Source organism: Mucilaginibacter sp. NFR10, from assembly GCF_900100445.1.
GTDB lineage: Bacteria > Bacteroidota > Bacteroidia > Sphingobacteriales > Sphingobacteriaceae > Mucilaginibacter > Mucilaginibacter rubeus.
In genome coordinates, this window is sequence record NZ_FMTV01000002.1 from 382469 (window position 1) to 399594 (window position 17126).

The 17126-nt window shown below is 42.4% G+C and carries 13 protein-coding genes; 4 read left to right on the top strand and 9 right to left on the bottom strand.

What is annotated here, in order from left to right; translation table 11 throughout:
• Positions 1-22 precede the first annotated feature (22 nt).
• From BLP33_RS09515 to BLP33_RS09535, 5 genes are all read right to left on the bottom strand, one after another.
• Positions 23-1126: an efflux RND transporter periplasmic adaptor subunit gene (locus BLP33_RS09515; protein ID WP_229701564.1), complete on the bottom strand. Its 1104-nt coding sequence runs from the start codon at positions 1124-1126 to the stop codon at positions 23-25.
• A 20-nt stretch (positions 1127-1146) separates the two neighbouring features.
• Positions 1147-2421 (bottom strand): TolC family protein, encoded by a 1275-nt coding sequence (locus BLP33_RS09520; protein ID WP_090526911.1) that lies wholly within the window; start codon positions 2419-2421, stop codon positions 1147-1149.
• 216 nt (positions 2422-2637) lie between these two features.
• Complete coding sequence (locus BLP33_RS09525) at positions 2638-3423, bottom strand: amidohydrolase (RefSeq protein ID WP_090526913.1); 786 nt, start codon at positions 3421-3423, stop codon at positions 2638-2640.
• 177 nt (positions 3424-3600) lie between these two features.
• Positions 3601-4746, bottom strand: coding sequence for a methionine aminotransferase (locus BLP33_RS09530; RefSeq protein WP_090526915.1), 1146 nt, complete (start codon positions 4744-4746; stop codon positions 3601-3603).
• Between the two features lie 206 nt (positions 4747-4952).
• Complete coding sequence (locus BLP33_RS09535; protein WP_090526917.1) at positions 4953-7109, bottom strand: FUSC family membrane protein; 2157 nt, start codon at positions 7107-7109, stop codon at positions 4953-4955.
• A 274-nt stretch (positions 7110-7383) separates the two neighbouring features.
• Here BLP33_RS09535 and BLP33_RS09540 point away from each other — a divergent pair, with 274 nt between their 5' ends.
• Entirely contained in the window at positions 7384-9960 is a 2577-nt protein-coding gene (locus tag BLP33_RS09540; RefSeq protein ID WP_090526919.1) for a phosphoenolpyruvate carboxylase, read from the top strand.
• A gap of 308 nt (positions 9961-10268) precedes the next feature.
• Here the strand turns inward: BLP33_RS09540 and BLP33_RS09545 are convergent, their stop codons facing one another.
• From BLP33_RS09545 to BLP33_RS09560, 4 genes are all read right to left on the bottom strand, one after another.
• Positions 10269-11816, bottom strand: a complete 1548-nt coding sequence (locus BLP33_RS09545; protein WP_090526922.1) for an alpha-N-arabinofuranosidase — start codon at positions 11814-11816, stop codon at positions 10269-10271.
• A gap of 189 nt (positions 11817-12005) precedes the next feature.
• Positions 12006-12590 (bottom strand): TlpA family protein disulfide reductase, encoded by a 585-nt coding sequence (locus tag BLP33_RS09550; RefSeq protein ID WP_090526924.1) that lies wholly within the window; start codon positions 12588-12590, stop codon positions 12006-12008.
• 59 nt (positions 12591-12649) lie between these two features.
• Entirely contained in the window at positions 12650-13060 is a 411-nt protein-coding gene (locus BLP33_RS09555) for a DUF6691 family protein (RefSeq protein ID WP_090526928.1), read from the bottom strand.
• Position 13061: 1 nt separating this feature from the next.
• A complete protein-coding gene (locus tag BLP33_RS09560) occupies positions 13062-13622 on the bottom strand; it encodes a YeeE/YedE family protein (protein WP_090526930.1) in 561 nt (186 codons plus the stop codon).
• Positions 13623-13785: 163 nt separating this feature from the next.
• Between BLP33_RS09560 and BLP33_RS09565 the strand changes: the two genes are divergently transcribed.
• The 3 genes from BLP33_RS09565 (at position 13786) to BLP33_RS09575 (ending at position 17113) form a co-directional block, all read left to right on the top strand.
• On the top strand, positions 13786-14337 hold the full coding sequence (locus BLP33_RS09565) for a hypothetical protein (protein ID WP_139159965.1): 552 nt from the start codon (positions 13786-13788) through the stop codon (positions 14335-14337).
• A 265-nt stretch (positions 14338-14602) separates the two neighbouring features.
• Positions 14603-15526, top strand: a complete 924-nt coding sequence (locus BLP33_RS09570) for a transporter (RefSeq protein ID WP_217633151.1) — start codon at positions 14603-14605, stop codon at positions 15524-15526.
• A gap of 30 nt (positions 15527-15556) precedes the next feature.
• Entirely contained in the window at positions 15557-17113 is a 1557-nt protein-coding gene (locus BLP33_RS09575; protein WP_090527630.1) for a vanadium-dependent haloperoxidase, read from the top strand.
• The last annotated feature ends 13 nt before the right edge of the window (positions 17114-17126 follow it).

Below are 17126 nucleotides of genomic sequence, written 5' to 3' on the forward strand. Positions count from 1 at the left end.
CAATTTTTGGTTTACCCACCTGTTAGTTGTTGCCGGCAATGGCGTCATAAAAAAGCAGCTGGTTTTTTGAGATGATCTTATCACCGGCTTGCAAACCTGACGATATATAGGTGGTGTCTTCAACGGTTTTGATAACCGCTACCTGGCGCACCTTCAAATCGTCTTTATTGTTATAAACCACTACAAAGTTTTTGCTATTGTCATAAACAACGGCTTTTGCTGGTATAGCAACCGACTGCGCTTTTTCGCTGTTGGCTATTACCACACTGGTGAACATCTCCGGCTTAAGCAGCATGCCATCGTTAGGCAATACGATTTTAATTTTCAATACTTTGTTGTCCGGATCGAGCACAGAACTAACGGCGTCTACCTTGCCGGTAAAAACTTTATCCGGATAAGCGATAGTGGTAACCTTCGCGGTATAACCAACTTTAACACGGCTAATGTCTGACTCAAACACGTTGGCCCAAATCCAAACATCTTTCATGTTGGATATAGTAAACATGCTGTTGTTATTATCCGGACGGATATAACCGCCTGCTGTAATATTTTTTTCGACCACGAAACCGCTTTCAGGCGCTTTGATCACCAATGTACCGCCGGGGCTGGTATTACCGCCGCCGTTGATTGCAATCTGCTCTTTTACTTTGTTGTAGGCGGCTTCGGCTTTGTTGAAATTTTCTTTAGCCTCGGTATAATCGCGCTCGCTTGAGATGCCGTTTTTGTAGAGGTATTCGGCCTGTTCAAGCTGGCGTTTGTAAATAGCAAGGTCGGATTTTGACGAGCTCAGGTCGGTATAATTACCTGCAACATCGGCGCTGCGTACAATGGCGAGGGTTTGGCCTTTGCTCACTTTATCGCCCAGCGAAACTTTTACATCTAACACCTGCCCGCTTGAAAAAGGGAATACTTTAACAACAGTGTTGTCATCATATGATACCTCGCCCGAAAGTGTAAGCTCATTTTTTATGGTAGCGATTTTGGCAGTATCGATTGTGATAATTTTAGCCATCGAATCACTCACAGTTACCTGTTTGTTTTCAACAGCGGGAGGTGTCTTGCCTTTGCAGGCGGCAAGTAGTAGCAAAGCTGAGATGCCGGAAAACAGCGTTTCTCTTTTCATCATAGTAAGTCTTAAAAGTTTAGTCAGGATTTTATTACGGTTGTGCCAACGGCAAAATTGAGGTCGGCAATTGCTTTTTGCAGGTTGAATTGCTGTTGCAATATTTTTAATTTGGTGTCCTTATAGGTGTCAAAAAAGTCTACAAACTCCACAAGGCTTATCTGGCGCTGCTGGAAGCTCTTGAGCATTGCGCCAAACAGTTTATCGTACTGCTCATTAAAGGCGATTTGCTGGGTTGAGAACAACTGCACGTTTAGCTTATATTGATTAACAGCAGCAACTACATCATTTTTAAGCTGGAATTCATTTTGTTTCAGGGTGCTCTCCTGGCTTTTGATATTGTATTGTGCCGACTTTATATTGCCCTGGTTGCGGTTAAACAACGGTATCGGGAAACCAATTTGTAAACCATAGTAGTGTGCGGCGTAGCTGCTGTGTTGATCGTAGGATACACCTAAGGTAACATCAGGCACCGCAAGTGCTTTCTGATAAGCGAGGTTATGGGTAGCCGAACTTAACTGGTATTGGTTTGACAGGTAGTCGGGCCTGTTGGTCATGGCCTGGCTAATGAGCGATTGCACATCAAGATCAACGGTTTCAACCGGCTTGTCATTTATGACAGGCTGTACAAATGTGGTTTCCTTGGTTTGGAGTAATGTTTTAAGCTCTGTTTGCAGATCATTGATCTGGCGGTTATTTTCAACCATGTCATTTTGCAAACCGAACAATAGAGCTTTCAGGCGGATGAGGTCCTTCATGGAGGTATTACCTACATCAAATGATTTTTGAATTGCATTAACCAGTTCAGTGGCTGATTTAATTTCGTTTTGATAAACTAATTGCTGTGCATTCAAGGAGCCCAACTGGCTAAAATCAAGCTGCAGATTATAACGCAGGTTACGCATCAAGTCATTAAAGGCGGCTTCCTGAACTTTAGCATCGTCTTCGGCTACTTTTACCTGTTTGCCGCGTTTGCCGGCAGTGGCAAACACCTGGTTTAACTGGACAAATATTTGTCCGCCTCCGTTTGAGTGGTTAAAAAACTTATTGGTGCTGCCGTCATGAATGTTCTGATCGGTGCTTAGGGTTGGGTTATCCCATAGTTTAGCTTGTTGAATGAGCGCCTTTGAGGCATCAACATTATACTTTTGGGCAAGCAGGCTCAGGTTATTTTCAATGAACTGTTTTTCAGCATCAGGGAAAGTGATCTTTAACGTATCTGTTTGTGCTTCGGCCTTTTGTGTTAATAAACTAAAAAATAACGGTGATATAAATAGCAGGGATTTTATAGTACGCATGTTTCCTTCTTCAATTCTACAGTACAAAATTTCAAAACGGTTATGAATTTTGTATGAAGTGAAAGAAAACTAATGGTAAGAAGGGGAACTGTCTGAACTCGAATTAAACGAATTGAAGAATTTATTGAATTCTATATTCTGGCAATTCAATAAATTCTTCAAATTCCGGTTCAGATAAAATCAAGAAATCTTCAAATCCCATGAATCAGGGTTATTTCAGATATTTATTTCAAAATCATCCGCATCTTTCAAAAAAGGTAGTGCACGGCGTACTTTTTCAACCTCATCACCTATGATACTGAAAGTATAAAGGTCTTCTTCATCACGTTTATAGTAAACTACCTTACCGTTAGGATCGATACAGGTGGAATCCCCGCTATGGTAAATTTCGTTTCCATCGTGGCCTACGCGGTTAACTGCTATCACGTACGACTGGTTTTCAACCGCACGGGCAGGTATCAGGGTACGCCAGTGTGCAGCCCTGCGCTCGGGCCAGTTAGCAACCACGATGAGCAGATCGTAAGGATTAGCTTCTATATTACGCAGCCACACCGGGAAACGCAGGTCATAACAGATTACCGGGCAAATTTTCCAGCCGTTAAGTTCAACGAAAAGCTTTTTGGTGCCGGCGGTGTAGGTATTGTGTTCCTGGCCAAGTGCAAAGAGGTGGCGTTTGTCGTAATGTTCATGGCTGCCGTCAGGGCGCATCCAGATTAACCGGTTGTAGTACTTGCCGCCCTCTTTAATAATAACGGTCCCGGTTATCACACAATCATATTGTTTGGCTATTTTTTCCATCCATTGCATGGTTTTGCCATTCATAGGCTCAGCCAATTCGGCGGCGTTCATGGTAAAACCCGTACTGAACATCTCGGGCAGTATGATGAGATCTGTTTTTTCGCGGATCCCTCCCGATAACCTGAGGGTAATATTCTGAAGATTTTTATCGGTATTTTCCCAAAAAAGGTAGCCTTGAAAAACAGTAATTTTAAGATTCTCCATAATATTTGGTTCATAGTTGATGGATCATGGATCACGGCAAAAAACGCATGATGATTGGTTGACCCATACGGATAAAACTTATACAATTTGGCTATGATCCATGAACTATGGACCATGATCCAAAATCAAACTTATGATCTGGCTATTATCCATAAACTATGGATCATTAACCAAAAATTAAACTCGAATTAACCTATCAACGGCTTTATCTAAAGTTTCTTGCCTTTTGGCGAAACAAAACCTTAACACATGGTGATCAATCCCCTTGCTGTAAAAGGCCGAAACAGGTATGGACGCTACCCCAAACTCCTTTGCCACACGGATAGAAAAGTCGGCATCTTTTTCGTCGGTAATAGAGCGGTAACTTACTGACTGAAAGTATGATCCTGAACATGACAAAAGCTTAAAACGGCTTTGTTCAAGGCCTTTTCTAAAATAGTCGCGTTTTTCCTTGAAAAATTCGGCCAGGCCGAGATAAGTTTCTTCGTTTTTTAAATGCTCGGCGATGGCATACTGAATAGGAGTGTTTACGGCGAATACCAAAAACTGGTGGATTTTCCTGAACTCATTCATCAAATAAGCAGGCGCCATGCAATAGCCCACCTTCCAGCCAGTGGCATGAAAAGGCTTGCCAAACGATGCTACGATGAAGCTGCGCTGCTGCAGATCAGGGTAGCGGGCCATGCTGTGGTGGGTTTCGCCATCATAGATCAGGTGTTCATATACCTCATCGCTAAGGATCAGGATATCCTGGTTTTTTACCAATGCGCTCAACTCGTCAATATCTTCCTTATGCAAAATAGTTGCCGTTGGGTTATGAGGCGAGTTAAGGATGATCATTTTTGTTTTTTGGTTGATCAACCGCTTAACCATGTCCCATGCAATGCGGTAATTAGGCGGCTCAAGGGCAAGCGATTTTACAACGCCGCCCATCAGTTTTATGGCAGGGGCATAGCAGTCAAAAGCCGGCTCGAATATGATCACCTCATCGTTGGGGTGAATTACAGCACTTATAGCTGTAAAAATGGCCTGTGTACCACCGGCAGTGATGGTAATCTCTGTTTCGGGGTTATAAACCGCGCCGTAAAGCTTTTCGGTTTTTTCGGCAATACGCTCTCTTAAAGCCATGACACCAGCCATGGGCGCGTATTGATTATGCCCTTCTTTCATGGCTTTATTTACAAGCTCAATCAGGTCGGGCGAACAGTCATAATCAGGAAAACCCTGCGACAGATTTATTGCACCCAGTTCGTTGGCCAGGGCCGACATAATGGTGAATATGGTAGTTCCGGTTTGGGGTAATTTTGAAACAACAGGTATCATCAATGGCTAAAGTAGGGAAAAATCATTATGAACGTATCCCCATAACCCGGTATTTTTTGTATTTGGAAATATTTTAATTTAAAGGTTTAAACATATTGCTGTGCCATGATTTTTAGGATTAGAAGATTATTCTGATACTATAGAGAGGAGATTATAGGTCTTTACCCTACATTACCTGGCGTCAGGGCAATCCTAAATCCTCTAAATCATGGTTCAAGCAATATACTATCCGTAATCTTTGCAATATCGTAGCTGATCTTATTGATAAAGCCCAATTGCTCTTTCAACAAAGCATCTTCGGCCTGGGCTACCGGCTTTAGAGCTTCCGGGTTAACAGGGGGGATTTTACCTATATTAAATTCAATATTTTGAGCATGCAGTTTTTGACCGGTATCGTTCAAAACGGTTATACTTTTTTTGATGAGCTTCATGGCGTCGGGGTGCGCAACCGGGATTTCCTTTTTGCTTTGTGCTGATGCAATGGTAGCGATGTATGATGAAAGGATATGGTTAAGCACCACAAATTTATGTACATCCTTTATTTTACGCTGTTTGCTTTTAGGTTCTGATGTCATGCGCTCAAAAGCGGCCGAAAGGTTGGCCGATTTTACATAAACCTCTTTACGCGCCAGCTTATAAGTTGTAATGCTGATCATTTTGCCCGAAATGCTTTCGGCAATGGTAACCAGGTAATTGATGTTGGCTACAATGACGTCCCGAAGCGTTTCCTGGATCTGTTCAAACTCCCAGGTTGGGAAAATGAGGTAGCTGGCTACCAGGGCAATGGTTGAGCCAATAATAGTATCGATGATCCTTTCCTGCGCCACATTTAACAGTCCCACACCTAAAAACTTGAATAGGATAAGCACATACGGGGTCATGAAAATTACGCTCACTACATAATTAAGCCGTTGAAAACTGTAGGCGCCCATCATAAATATCACCAGGAAAATAAACTGCACAGTAAGATTAGGGATAAAGGTAAGTATGGCTATACCTATAACACCACCGCCAATGGTGCCTATTAAACGCTGGTAGTTACGCTGTTTTGAAAGACTAAACCCGGGCTTCAATATTACAATGATGGTAAGCAGTACCCAATAGCTGTGATGGCCTAATGAAACCAATTTAGCTGTGATAAAGCCTACCAAACATACCAACGCTACACGCAGGGCATGTTTGAATGCGCCGGATGCCAGCGTAAAGTTGTCGAAAAAAATATGCGGTGCAAAATCCTGGTGGGTAACAAAAGCCGAATACTCCACATCACCTTTGGGCTCATTTAATGATTCGGCGGCTTTTGAGCTGTAGTACTTGTAAATATTGTTGATCCCCTCGCTAAGTGAACGCAGGTTTACCAGCACCTTTTTAAGCACCAGATTGCTGGTTTCCTGGTTGTTTTTTCCGATGGAGTCGATCTTTACTTTTAGCTTCTCCAACTCAATTGTAAAATCGGTAAGATGGCGGCGGCGTGTGTTGGATAATATAATATAGGCTATATCGTCAAGCTCATCGGCCATATTATGGATAATACGGGCTATTTCGGTTAGTACGCCGGTGTCTTTAAATTTTTCGCGAATGTGGTTGTAATCATAGTGCGTGGCCATGATCTGTTCGTAAATATCAACAAGGTCCACAAAGGTGAGCACCAGGATCCTGCTTGGTGCTGTCGATTCGCGGGCCATGATGCGGCTTTTAAAAAGCAGTTCGCGCACAGCATCCTGGTGCTGGCTCACCTGAATTTGTTTGGAAACCAGCTTGCGGTAGTTTTCGTCGATATCGGTATCCGATAAATAAAAATCGGCTTTGATGCGTAAAAAACGTGCTATATCGGTCACATTTTCGCCAAGGGCCTGCTGCGCCGCGCGGTAAGGGCGGATACCGAAAAACAACAAACTGAAGATCATATACCAAACACCGCCTGCTAAGATAGTCGCACTATAACCCAATACCTCGGGAGCTGTCAATGCCTTATCCATCATAAAGATCATGATCAATAATGATGAAGTACCTACGGATGCTGCCCTGTTGCCATAAACCGTAAACATGGAAAACAAAAAAGCGAAGAAGGTGATCTCGAAGCCAAGGGTAAATACATTGAGCCGAGCAAACCCGGTAATAGCGGCAACCAAAAATAAACACAGGTTGCCGGCCGCCATAGCATTACGCTTGTGCGATACCGGCCCGGGAGTATCTATAACGCAGATACACAATGCGCCCAGTGAAAGTGTGAGGCCCAGATCAAACTTATCAAACTGCATTAGGAGCAGTGAGGGCAATAAAATGCCTATACAAATGCGGATCCCATCAGAAAAATATTGACTGTAAAAGAAACTTTTTATCTCCCTGATGTTTATAGACATGGTAGCAGTAGCTTTGTAAATAACAGAACTATTATAAGCAATTTTGTTTGTTCGGCCTGTTTTTATTAAATATAATTTATTGGCCTAAAATGACGTTTCAAATTTACATAATTTTAATTTATGTATCTGTTTTTGATAAAAATGGCATTAATTGAAGATTTGTGTTAATAAATATTTACTTTTTGATGAAATTAAATTAAAGATCAGTAAATTCACCCCCCGGAAAAGGCCAAAAGCTAAACCAATCAATTTTACCTCAATTTAATTTTTTACTATGTCGCCAACGTTAAAACTCAGCCAAAGAGAAGCAGCCTTCAATAACGAGGTTGTTACCCGATTTGAGTTATATAACAGTTTGTTTCAAACACTTCCGTTTTACCAGGTAAAGGATACAGGGATCTTATTACCGTTTTTCAGTTCACATTGTGAGAAAGGCGCTATCACCCATGATTCGCCGACAGATATTATCGAGTCGTTTTTTGAAAAGTATGTACCGGATATCGATCATCGCGAGCAGATTAACCGCATGTTTAGGTTTATTCAGTACATTGAACGGCAGGTGGTTTTATTTGACGCCATTGAAGATTCCTCATTTAATAAAATAGGTAAGTTTGATGACAGTGGTACCCTGCAAAGCTTGTTGCAGCATGCAGCCATCAGTGATGAAAGCCGGCAGGATATCAGTGAAAAATTAAAAGATTTTTCGTTGCGCCTGGTGCTTACCGCTCACCCTACGCAGTTTTATCCCGGTACGGTGCTGGGCATCATGACGGATTTAATTGAAGCTGTAAAAACCAACGACATCAATAATATTGATGTATTGCTGCAGCAATTAGGTAAAACGCCATTCTTTAATAAAACATCGCCAACGCCGGTTGATGAGGCTATCAGCCTTTCCTGGTTCCTGGAAAATATATTTTATCATGCCGTATCTGGGATCCAATCAAAACTGGAAGAGGAGTTTGATATCGACGCTGCAAGCCGTCAGATACTGGAACTTGGTTTTTGGCCAGGTGGCGACCGTGATGGTAACCCTAACGTAACAACCCAAACTACTAAAGAAGTTGCCAGCTTTTTAAGGCAGCGCCTGTTCAGGTGTTACTACCGCGATTTCAGGGTACTAAAACGCCGAATTACTTTCCGCGGTGTTGAGGGGGCCATGACTAAACTGGAAACGCTGTTTTACAAAAACGCTAATGAACAGTTAACCCCGGTTGATCTTCAAGGCGAACTGCTGGAGTTGCTGCTTTCTATAAAAGAAGTTATCCTTCGGGATCACGATGGTTTGTTTGTGAATATTGTTGAGGATATGATCCAGAAGGTACGCCTTTTTGGATGTTATTTTGCAACACTTGATATCAGGCAGGACAGCCGTATTTTACGTAAGGTGTTTGAATATGGAACCCAAAATATTGACACAGGCGTAGCGGAAGGTTATTCGGAACTAAGCGAAGAAGATAAAATAAAGAGCATCACTTTTAAAGAGGCCGATTTTGTTTGCCCTAAAGAGGAAAAAGATGCTATGATCCACGATACACTGGATACCATCAGGTTGGTTAAGCAAATTCAACAGGGTAATGGTGAAAGGGCGTGCCAGCGCTTCATTATCAGTAACTGTCAGCGCGCTTCGGATATTTTGCAGTTGATTAACCTGTTTTTATGGAGCGGGTGGAAAAAAGACAGCTTAAGCATTGATTTTATGCCGCTGTTTGAAACCGTGAACGATCTGGAACATGCTGCAGGCATCATGGAACAGTTGTATACACATCCGTTTTATGCAGAACATTTAAAAAACAGGGGGAGCCAGCAAACAATCATGCTTGGTTTCTCCGACAGTACTAAAGATGGCGGTTACCTGATGGCTAACTGGTCAATATATAAAGCTAAAGTTGAGCTTACCGCGATGGCCCGCAAATACGGCATCCAGCTGGCGTTTTTTGATGGCAGGGGAGGGCCGCCTGCCCGCGGTGGTGGTAAAACACACCGTTTCTATGCATCGATGGGTAAAGAGATTGCTAACGAGCATATCCAGTTAACTATACAAGGGCAAACCGTTAGTTCGCAATATGGTTCGGTTGAAACGGCCCAATTTAATATGGAGCAGCTGATCAATGCAGGTATTATTTCAGCATTGCACCCCAACCGTAACGATCTGCTGGATAGCCGTCACAAGGAACTCATTCAGCAAATGGCCGACGTGAGCTACAAGCTGTTTATCGATCTGCGCGCACATCCGCTGTTTGTTGAATACCTTGAAAAATTCAGTCCGCTGAAATTATTGTCGAGGATTAATATCAGCAGCCGCCCAACTAAACGTAATGCAGGGGCTCAATTGAAACTGGAAGACCTTAGGGCTATCAGTTTTGTAACTTCATGGAGCCAGTTAAAGCAAAGTATCCCCGGTTTTTATGGTGTGGGTACAGCACTTAAACAGGTTAAAGAAACTGGCGGTTGGGACGAGATTAAAGAGCTTTATCAAACCTCAGGCTTCTTTAAAACTATGCTGGATAACTGTATGATGTCGATGTCGAAGTCGGACTTCAGGGTTACAGCGTACCTGGAACAGGATGAAAAATTTGGCACCTTCTGGAAAATGCTTCGCGATGAGTTTATTCTTACCCGCGAAATGCTTCTTGAACTAACCGGCAGCACTGTACTGATGGAAGAATACCCGGTTGAGCGCCGTTCTATCGCTATTCGCGAAAAAATAGTGTTACCGTTGGTGATCATTCAGCACTACGCCCTGCAATGTATCAATTATGAAAAGGATACTGAGCTTAATGATGTTTATAACAAGCTGGTGATCCGTACGGTTTACGGTATTGTAAATGCCGGGCGCAATTTGGCTTAAGAGTTTATTGTTTTAATTTATATCCCCATCCACCTGTTAGCAATAGCAGGTGGATTTTTTTTTGATTTAATTATATGATCATGATGGGCTGCGTCAAAAGCTTTCAAAGGTTTTGACATTTAGTCTGAAAAGCCTCTGCCGTCAAACTTTAAGAAAAAACCGTGAGCCATTATAAAGTTAAAAGCAGAATACGTAAAGCTTAAAACTAATAAGTTGGTTATCCGTGTTTGTTCAATTGCTTTATATGCAAAAAAAGACCGCATCATTTGTATATGATGCAGCCTCTTTTGTATTTAGGGGAAAGGATTTTATTTCAATTCGAGCGTTACGATTGATTTTGCAGGCAGATTTACTACCAATTTGTCACCATCTTTTTTAGCGCCGGTAAAAGCGTTAAGGTGAATTTTGTTGGCATCTTTAAATGTATTAATATCTGTTAATTTAGCCGAAGTTAATACCTGGCCGCTAACGGTTTGCCATTTTATATCGCTTAGGTTGGTTGTAATAGTAATGGTATTGTGCGGATCAAGGTTAACTAATGAGATGTGTACCTTGCCGGCCGCATCCTGCGAAGCAGATGCATTTACAGCTTCAATTTTTTTGCCGTCAACTTCGTAATCAGGTACGCTCAACTTAATGGGCAGATATTTGGCATCCTGGTGTACTTTATACATATCAAATACATGGTAGGTAGGCGTAAGCACCATTTTTTCTTTATCAGTTAATATCAACGCCTGCAGTACGTTGATGGCTTGTGCAAGTGCAGCCATTCTAACGCGGTCGCTGTGGTTATTGAATATATTAAGCGTTGTGCCTGCTATTAAAGCATCGCGCAAGCTATTTTGTTGATACAGAACACCCCAGTTGCCGGGTTCCGGATCGGTCCAGATGCCCCATTCGTCAACAACGAGGGCCACTTTTTTATCCGGGTCATATTTATCCATAATGGCCGAATGTTTGGTAACCAGTTCCTCCATTTTAAGGCAATTTACCATAGTGCTGAAGTATTCTTTTTCGTCAAAGTTAGTTGCCGAACCTTTTTTGCCCCAATTACCTGTTGGTATGGTATAATAATGCAACGATAAACCTGCCATCATACCGCTCGAGATGTTTTTCATGCAAACCTCCGTCCAGCGGTAATCATCTGCATTCGGTCCGCTGGCTATTTTATTTAATTTAGCGCCGGGGTAATCTTTAGCGAATGAAGCATATCGTTTAAAAAGGTCGGAGTAATATTCAGGTGTCATATTACCGCCGCAACCCCAGCTTTCGTTACCTACGCCCCAAAATGTTACTTTATAAGGAGCTGGATGCCCATTCTTTTTGCGTTCCTGTACTACCGTACTGCTGCTGTTTGAGTTAAGATATTCTATCCATTTCGACATTTCGTCAACCGTGCCGCTGCCAACGTTACCGGCAATATAAGGTTCACAACCCAGTAAATCACAAAGTTCCAAAAACTCATGCGTACCAAAGCTATTATCTTCGGTAACACCGCCCCAATTAGTATTTACCATGCGTGGGCGCGCGGTAGCCGGACCAATACCATCGCGCCAGTGATACTCGTCGGCAAAGCATCCGCCGGGCCAGCGCAGGTTAGGGATCTTTATCTTTTTGAGGGCATCAACAATATCAAGCCTGATGCGGTCCTGTTTTTTTACAGGGAGGGTTTTATCAACCCAAAAACCTCCATAAATACCACGGCCAAGGTGTTCGGCAAATTGACCATAAATGTGTTTGCTAATGGTTGTTTTTGAATCGGTACTGATATTAAGTGTACCTGTTTGCCCGAAGGATGCCGAGCTCAATAAGGACAAAGCGATAACGCCGAGGTGTAAAAACGGGTTCTTTTTCATTGAAACTTAGGATTTAACTAATTGTGCAGTAAAGAAAAGAAAAAAAATGAGAATAAGTGTTAAAAGAACAATAAAAAATATTGACCATGATTAGCTTGATTAAAGGATTACCTTGAATTATAAGCATAATTGAATAAAACCGGTGGTTAGCCTTTAAGAAAAGTATTATCAGGGAATCCTTTAATCAAGCTAATCAAGGTTCCTCATAAATTTTTCAAATTCTTCGCTGCTATAATCTGCCGCGCCGGAGTGCTTATAAATAAGCATGCCCTCTTTATCAAATACGAGGGTAGTAGGGATAGTGCCATCCAGTAAAGTGCCGGGTACATTGCTCATTTGTATATATAAAGGTAGGTCGTAGTTGTTTTTAAGCATAAAATTTTTGGCTTTGGGCAGGTCGTTATCTACATCAACCAAAAGAAAGGCTACTTTTGGATCGTTCCTGAATTTTTTGTAGAGTTCATTTACTTTGGGCATTTCGGCGATGCAGGGAGGGCACCAGGTAGCCCAATAGTTTATAAATACCACTTTAGATTTTAAGGTGCTTAACGATATGGTATTACCGGTTGCATCTTTAAACTGGATATCCGGTACATTGGTAACATTTTCGGGATGCTTAACGTATCCCCCGGGATCGGGCTGGAAAAAGCCCAGCGACATCAATCCCCTGATCAGATGGCCTTTTGCATTTGGATTAAAAATTACCAACAACGCCAATGCCATAATGAGGATGCTGAAAATATTTGAAACCGGGATCTTTTTTTGTTGGCTCATGAAGTGATATTAAGGGCTTGTAAATTCTTTGCTGCTTTGCGCCTTTGCATGAAATTAATTTAATGTTGTAATTTTTCTCTGAGCAAGCCATAAACCCATGTCCCCAAAATAGCGCTTAAAAGCGTAACCGAAGTGACCAAAAAGCCGCTTCCAATCTGCGCAAACAACGGACCGGGGCAGGCACCTGTAATTGCCCAGCCTAAACCAAATATCAACCCGCCATATACGTTGCCCCAGCTAAATTTTTTGTCGGGAATAACGATGGCATCGCCGGTAAGGGTTTTGATCTTATAGCGTTTAATGATCATAACAGAAATCATCCCTACAATAATAGCGCTGCCAATGATACCATACATATGAAACGATTGAAGCCTGAACATTTCCTGGATCCTGAACCACGATATCACTTCTGATTTCACCAGCACTATGCCAAAAAGGAGGCCTGCAAATAGGTATTTGATATTGCGCATATTATAAATGTAATAGGTAGGGTAAAATAAACCAGGTCATGATAAAGCCGCCTGCCATAAAACAGCATGTTGCCACAAGGGATGGCCCCTGCAGGTTGGAGATGCCCATAATGGCGTGGCCTGATGTGCAGCCGCCTGCATACCGGGTGCCAAAGCCTACCAAAAAGCCGCCTATCACCATAAAAATAAAACCTCTTAAGGTAAGGAGCTGATCGAAGCTAAAAACATCTTTTGGCAGTAACCCGTTAAAATCCTTAACGCCCTGTTGCCGCAACACAGCGTGGGTTTGCGGATTAATATCGACCGGGTGATTGGCTGATAAAAATTCCGCGGATATGAAGCCTCCTAAAACGATGCCGGCAACAAAAAACAGGTTCCAGCTTTCCTTTTTCCAATCGTACTTAAAAAAGGAAATATTAGCCGGAATGCATGCCGCGCAGATATGTCTCAGTGATGATGAGATACCAAAAGTTTTATTTCCGATAATAAGCAGGGCAGGTACAATAAGGCCTATCAGCGGGCCGGCTACATACCAGGGCCAGGGTTGGGTTATCAGATCCATAGTTTACGGGTTAATACCCGCAAATATATCTAATGTAGATTGGCAAAATCCTAATTAGGCTGGCGTTTAATTGTGATTGATACAATTTTACTTTTTATTTGTTTTAACAATATTGTTACATATATTTACTGGCAATTATATACCCTAACAAAAATTTCTCTTGGTGAAGAAGCTTATAGCGATACTTTTATTAAACGTACATCTGTTCAATTTGGGCGGATACAGTTTAGTATTTGAGTATTTTATTCACCGGTCCGAAGTGCAAATTGTTAAGCAGATCTATGAAAATAAGGTTGACGCTACCAAACTTGTAGAGATCAAGATTCCTGTACATCTTCCAAAAATCCACAGTTGGAACGGGTACGTGCGCGATCAGGGCCAGTTACAATTAAAAGGTGTTTACTACAACTACCTGCGTTATAAAGTTACACAGGATACCATGTCATTTATTTGTATAGCCAATAGTGTTAAAACCCGTTTGGTTAATGCAAACCTCATTATTGCCAAAGAAATAAGCGATGTGCCCTTAAGTAAAAAGGGACATGATTCATCGCAAAAAAAGATAAACGCTGGAGGGGAATACAGCTTCCAGATTATGCATTACCAATTCTTATCTTACGGAAGGACATTAAAGGTAAAACCACGCCCTATAGCCTACCATGTAAATTCACCCTTCATCGAGTCACCCGGCAAGCCGCCAAACTCTGCCTGCTGATTATTGCCTGTAAATTATGAGTTAAATTGATTTGTGTGCCTGTATTTTAAGGATACAAACCGTTTTTATCATTTGGCTTTTTGGACTGCACATTGTCTGCGCGCCTTATTTAGGGACAATAGCTTCTTTTTTTACGGCTTTGATCATGCTCTTTAATGCTGAGATATTATCAACAATCGGTGGTTAAGCGATTTCAGTTGATAATGTTGATCCGGCTTTTGTTTTACCATTTTTTTATACCCTTTATTTAAACGTAATGAAATTTATGTCGCTGTATTTTTACAGATGTTGTATTGTAGTTTCTTTTTTAATGGCTGTTGCACAATGTGCCAAAGCCCAAACCGATGCTGACGCATTGATGATCCCTAAAAATTATTTTTGTGCTGCCGCAGTATACACCCATGGGAGTTGGGACCACTACTGGGAGGGTACCTTTAAAAGGGATAATCCAAATTTGGGCACTGTAAGTACCAATGTTTACAGTCTGGGTGGAAATTATGGTCTTTCAAACCGGATCAACCTGCTATTTATGGTGCCTTACGTAACCACCAACGCCTCTGCGGGTACTTTAAGGGGCGAAAAGTCATTTCAGGACCTTATGGTTTCATTTAAATGGATGGCGGTAAAAGAAGAGATAGGCCGCGGTTTATTCAGCGTTCATGCAATTGCTACAGGTAGTTTGCCGTTAGCCAATTATGAGGCCGATTATTTACCCCTATCTGTAGGTTTACATAGTAAAAGTGTAGCGCTCCGTGCGTTGCTTAACTATCAAACAGGCAGATTCTTTGTGGCAGGCTCAGGTCAGTACATTCGCCGCGATAATATTACTATCGATAGAAATTCATACTACACTACCGAAATGCATTACACCAATGAGGTGCAGTTACCAAACGCTACCAACTTTATGTTTAGCAGCGGCTACCGCAGCCTCAAATTTAATGCCGAGGCCACTTTTACAAAGATTACAAGCACAAGCGGCTTTGATATCCGTAAAAACGATATGCCTTTTCCAAGTAACCGCATGAATAGCACAGCTGTTGGTCTAATATTGAAATACAGTTTCCAGTCTGTCAGCGGACTTGAGTTTACTGCAGGCGGTAACTATGTTTTAAACGGACGTAATGTAGGCCAAACCCGGTCGGGATTTGCAGGTGTGTACTATGTGTTTAGCACCAAAAAGGAGAAGTAATAACAGGTTGGACAATCAATGATCAATGAAATGAAAAAAACTATACTTAATATATTTACAATCACAGCTTTGGCGGCGGTAACCTTTAGCTCATGCCGAAAGGATATTTTAGACCGTACTTCGCTGTATCCCGCACTTAAACCCTCAAATCTTGGCCTTACTGCCGATACCTGGAACCCCGTGCTTGTTAAAGATTTTAGTGTGTTGAACGTAGGCGCGCCTGATGCTGTTACATCACCGGCCTATGTAGCCGACCTGAACGAGATCAAAGGATTACAGAAAAATCTAACCAGTGATCAGCAGTCAAAGATCCAATATTGGAGCGCGGGCTCTGTATTAAGATGGAATGAGATTTTGCGCGAACTGGTAGCCAAACATAATATACCGCCATACCAGAACCCTGATGGTACTTATCCGGCTCCAAGTTCTACCAATCCTTTTAATTACCCCGAATTTCCGTTTTCAAACCCGCCTTATGCTGCACGTGCCTACGCTTATGTAAGTGCTGCACAATATGATGCGCTGATAGCTGCATGGCATTTCAAAAACGTTTATAAACGTACAGCACCATATAAAAATGACTCGGGTGTTAAAGCACTGATCCCGGCATCCGAACTGCCCTCATACCCAAGCGAGGACGCGGTAGTATCTGGTGCGACATCTGAGATCATGAAATTATTATTCCCTGCGGATGTAGCCTATATACAACAAAAGGTTGATGAAGAAAGATTATACAGGATGGCATCAGGAGCTAATACCCGTGGCGAATTTGCTGCCGGCGAATCGTTAGGCAGGCAGGTAGCCGCCATATTTGCCACCCGCGCCCGTAATGATGGTGCAGGCAAGGCCGGCGGTTCTCCCGCTATCTGGAAAAACTTTGAAACCATCACCGCTGCAAAAGGCGAGCAATTTTGGGTGAGCCTGGAAACCCCCAAAAGGCCACCAATGCTGCCGTTGTTTTCAAAAGTTACGCCTTTCTTGTTCGATTCAACTACTGTAGCTGCAATCAGGCCCCCGGCTCCGTACGCAACAAATTCAGCCGAATTTAAAAAAGAAACAGAAGAAGTATTGTCATTCAGTAAAGACCATAGCCGCGATCATGAAGAGCTGGTTGCTTTCTGGGCCGATGGTGCTGGTACTTATACGCCTACAGGTCACTGGAATGCTATTGCAGCTGATGAATTTGTAAAACAAAATTACAGCGAAGTACGCTGGGCTCGTAACTTTGCCTTGTTAAACATGGCCGAAATGGATGCTGCTATTGTATGCTGGGATACCAAATATTTTTACTTTAACCAGCGTCCGTCGCAAGCCAATCCAAATATCAAAACCTTAACCGGGGTGCCAAACTTCCCGGCTTATACATCAGGCCACTCTAACTTTAGCGGTGCGGCTGCTACTGTGCTAACCTATTTGCTGCCTGATAGGGGGAGTAAATTTACCGATATGGCGCATGCGGCGGCTATGTCGAGGTTGTATGGGGCTATTCATTATCGTAGCGACTGCGAAGTTGGTTTGGTAACCGGAAATAAAGTTGGCCAGTACGCAGTTAACAGAGGGAAGGCTGATAGGGCAGACGCAAAATAACAGGATGTTGAAT

Bases quoted from the DNA above. Each gene is read 5' to 3' on its own strand.
- BLP33_RS09530 (WP_090526915.1), bottom strand. From the start codon at position 4,746: ATGATACCTGTTGTTTCAAAATTACCCCAAACCGGAACTACCATATTC.
- BLP33_RS09545 (WP_090526922.1), bottom strand. From the start codon at position 11,816: ATGAAAAAGAACCCGTTTTTACACCTCGGCGTTATCGCTTTGTCCTTA.
- BLP33_RS09555 (WP_090526928.1), bottom strand. From the start codon at position 13,060: ATGCGCAATATCAAATACCTATTTGCAGGCCTCCTTTTTGGCATAGTG.
- BLP33_RS09575 (WP_090527630.1), top strand. From the start codon at position 15,557: ATGAAAAAAACTATACTTAATATATTTACAATCACAGCTTTGGCGGCG.
- BLP33_RS09535 (WP_090526917.1), bottom strand. From the start codon at position 7,109: ATGTCTATAAACATCAGGGAGATAAAAAGTTTCTTTTACAGTCAATAT.
- BLP33_RS09570 (WP_217633151.1), top strand. From the start codon at position 14,603: ATGTCGCTGTATTTTTACAGATGTTGTATTGTAGTTTCTTTTTTAATG.
- BLP33_RS09540 (WP_090526919.1), top strand. From the start codon at position 7,384: ATGTCGCCAACGTTAAAACTCAGCCAAAGAGAAGCAGCCTTCAATAAC.
- BLP33_RS09520 (WP_090526911.1), bottom strand. From the start codon at position 2,421: ATGCGTACTATAAAATCCCTGCTATTTATATCACCGTTATTTTTTAGT.
- BLP33_RS09515 (WP_229701564.1), bottom strand. From the start codon at position 1,126: ATGATGAAAAGAGAAACGCTGTTTTCCGGCATCTCAGCTTTGCTACTA.
- BLP33_RS09560 (WP_090526930.1), bottom strand. From the start codon at position 13,622: ATGGATCTGATAACCCAACCCTGGCCCTGGTATGTAGCCGGCCCGCTG.
- BLP33_RS09550 (WP_090526924.1), bottom strand. From the start codon at position 12,590: ATGAGCCAACAAAAAAAGATCCCGGTTTCAAATATTTTCAGCATCCTC.
- BLP33_RS09525 (WP_090526913.1), bottom strand. From the start codon at position 3,423: ATGGAGAATCTTAAAATTACTGTTTTTCAAGGCTACCTTTTTTGGGAA.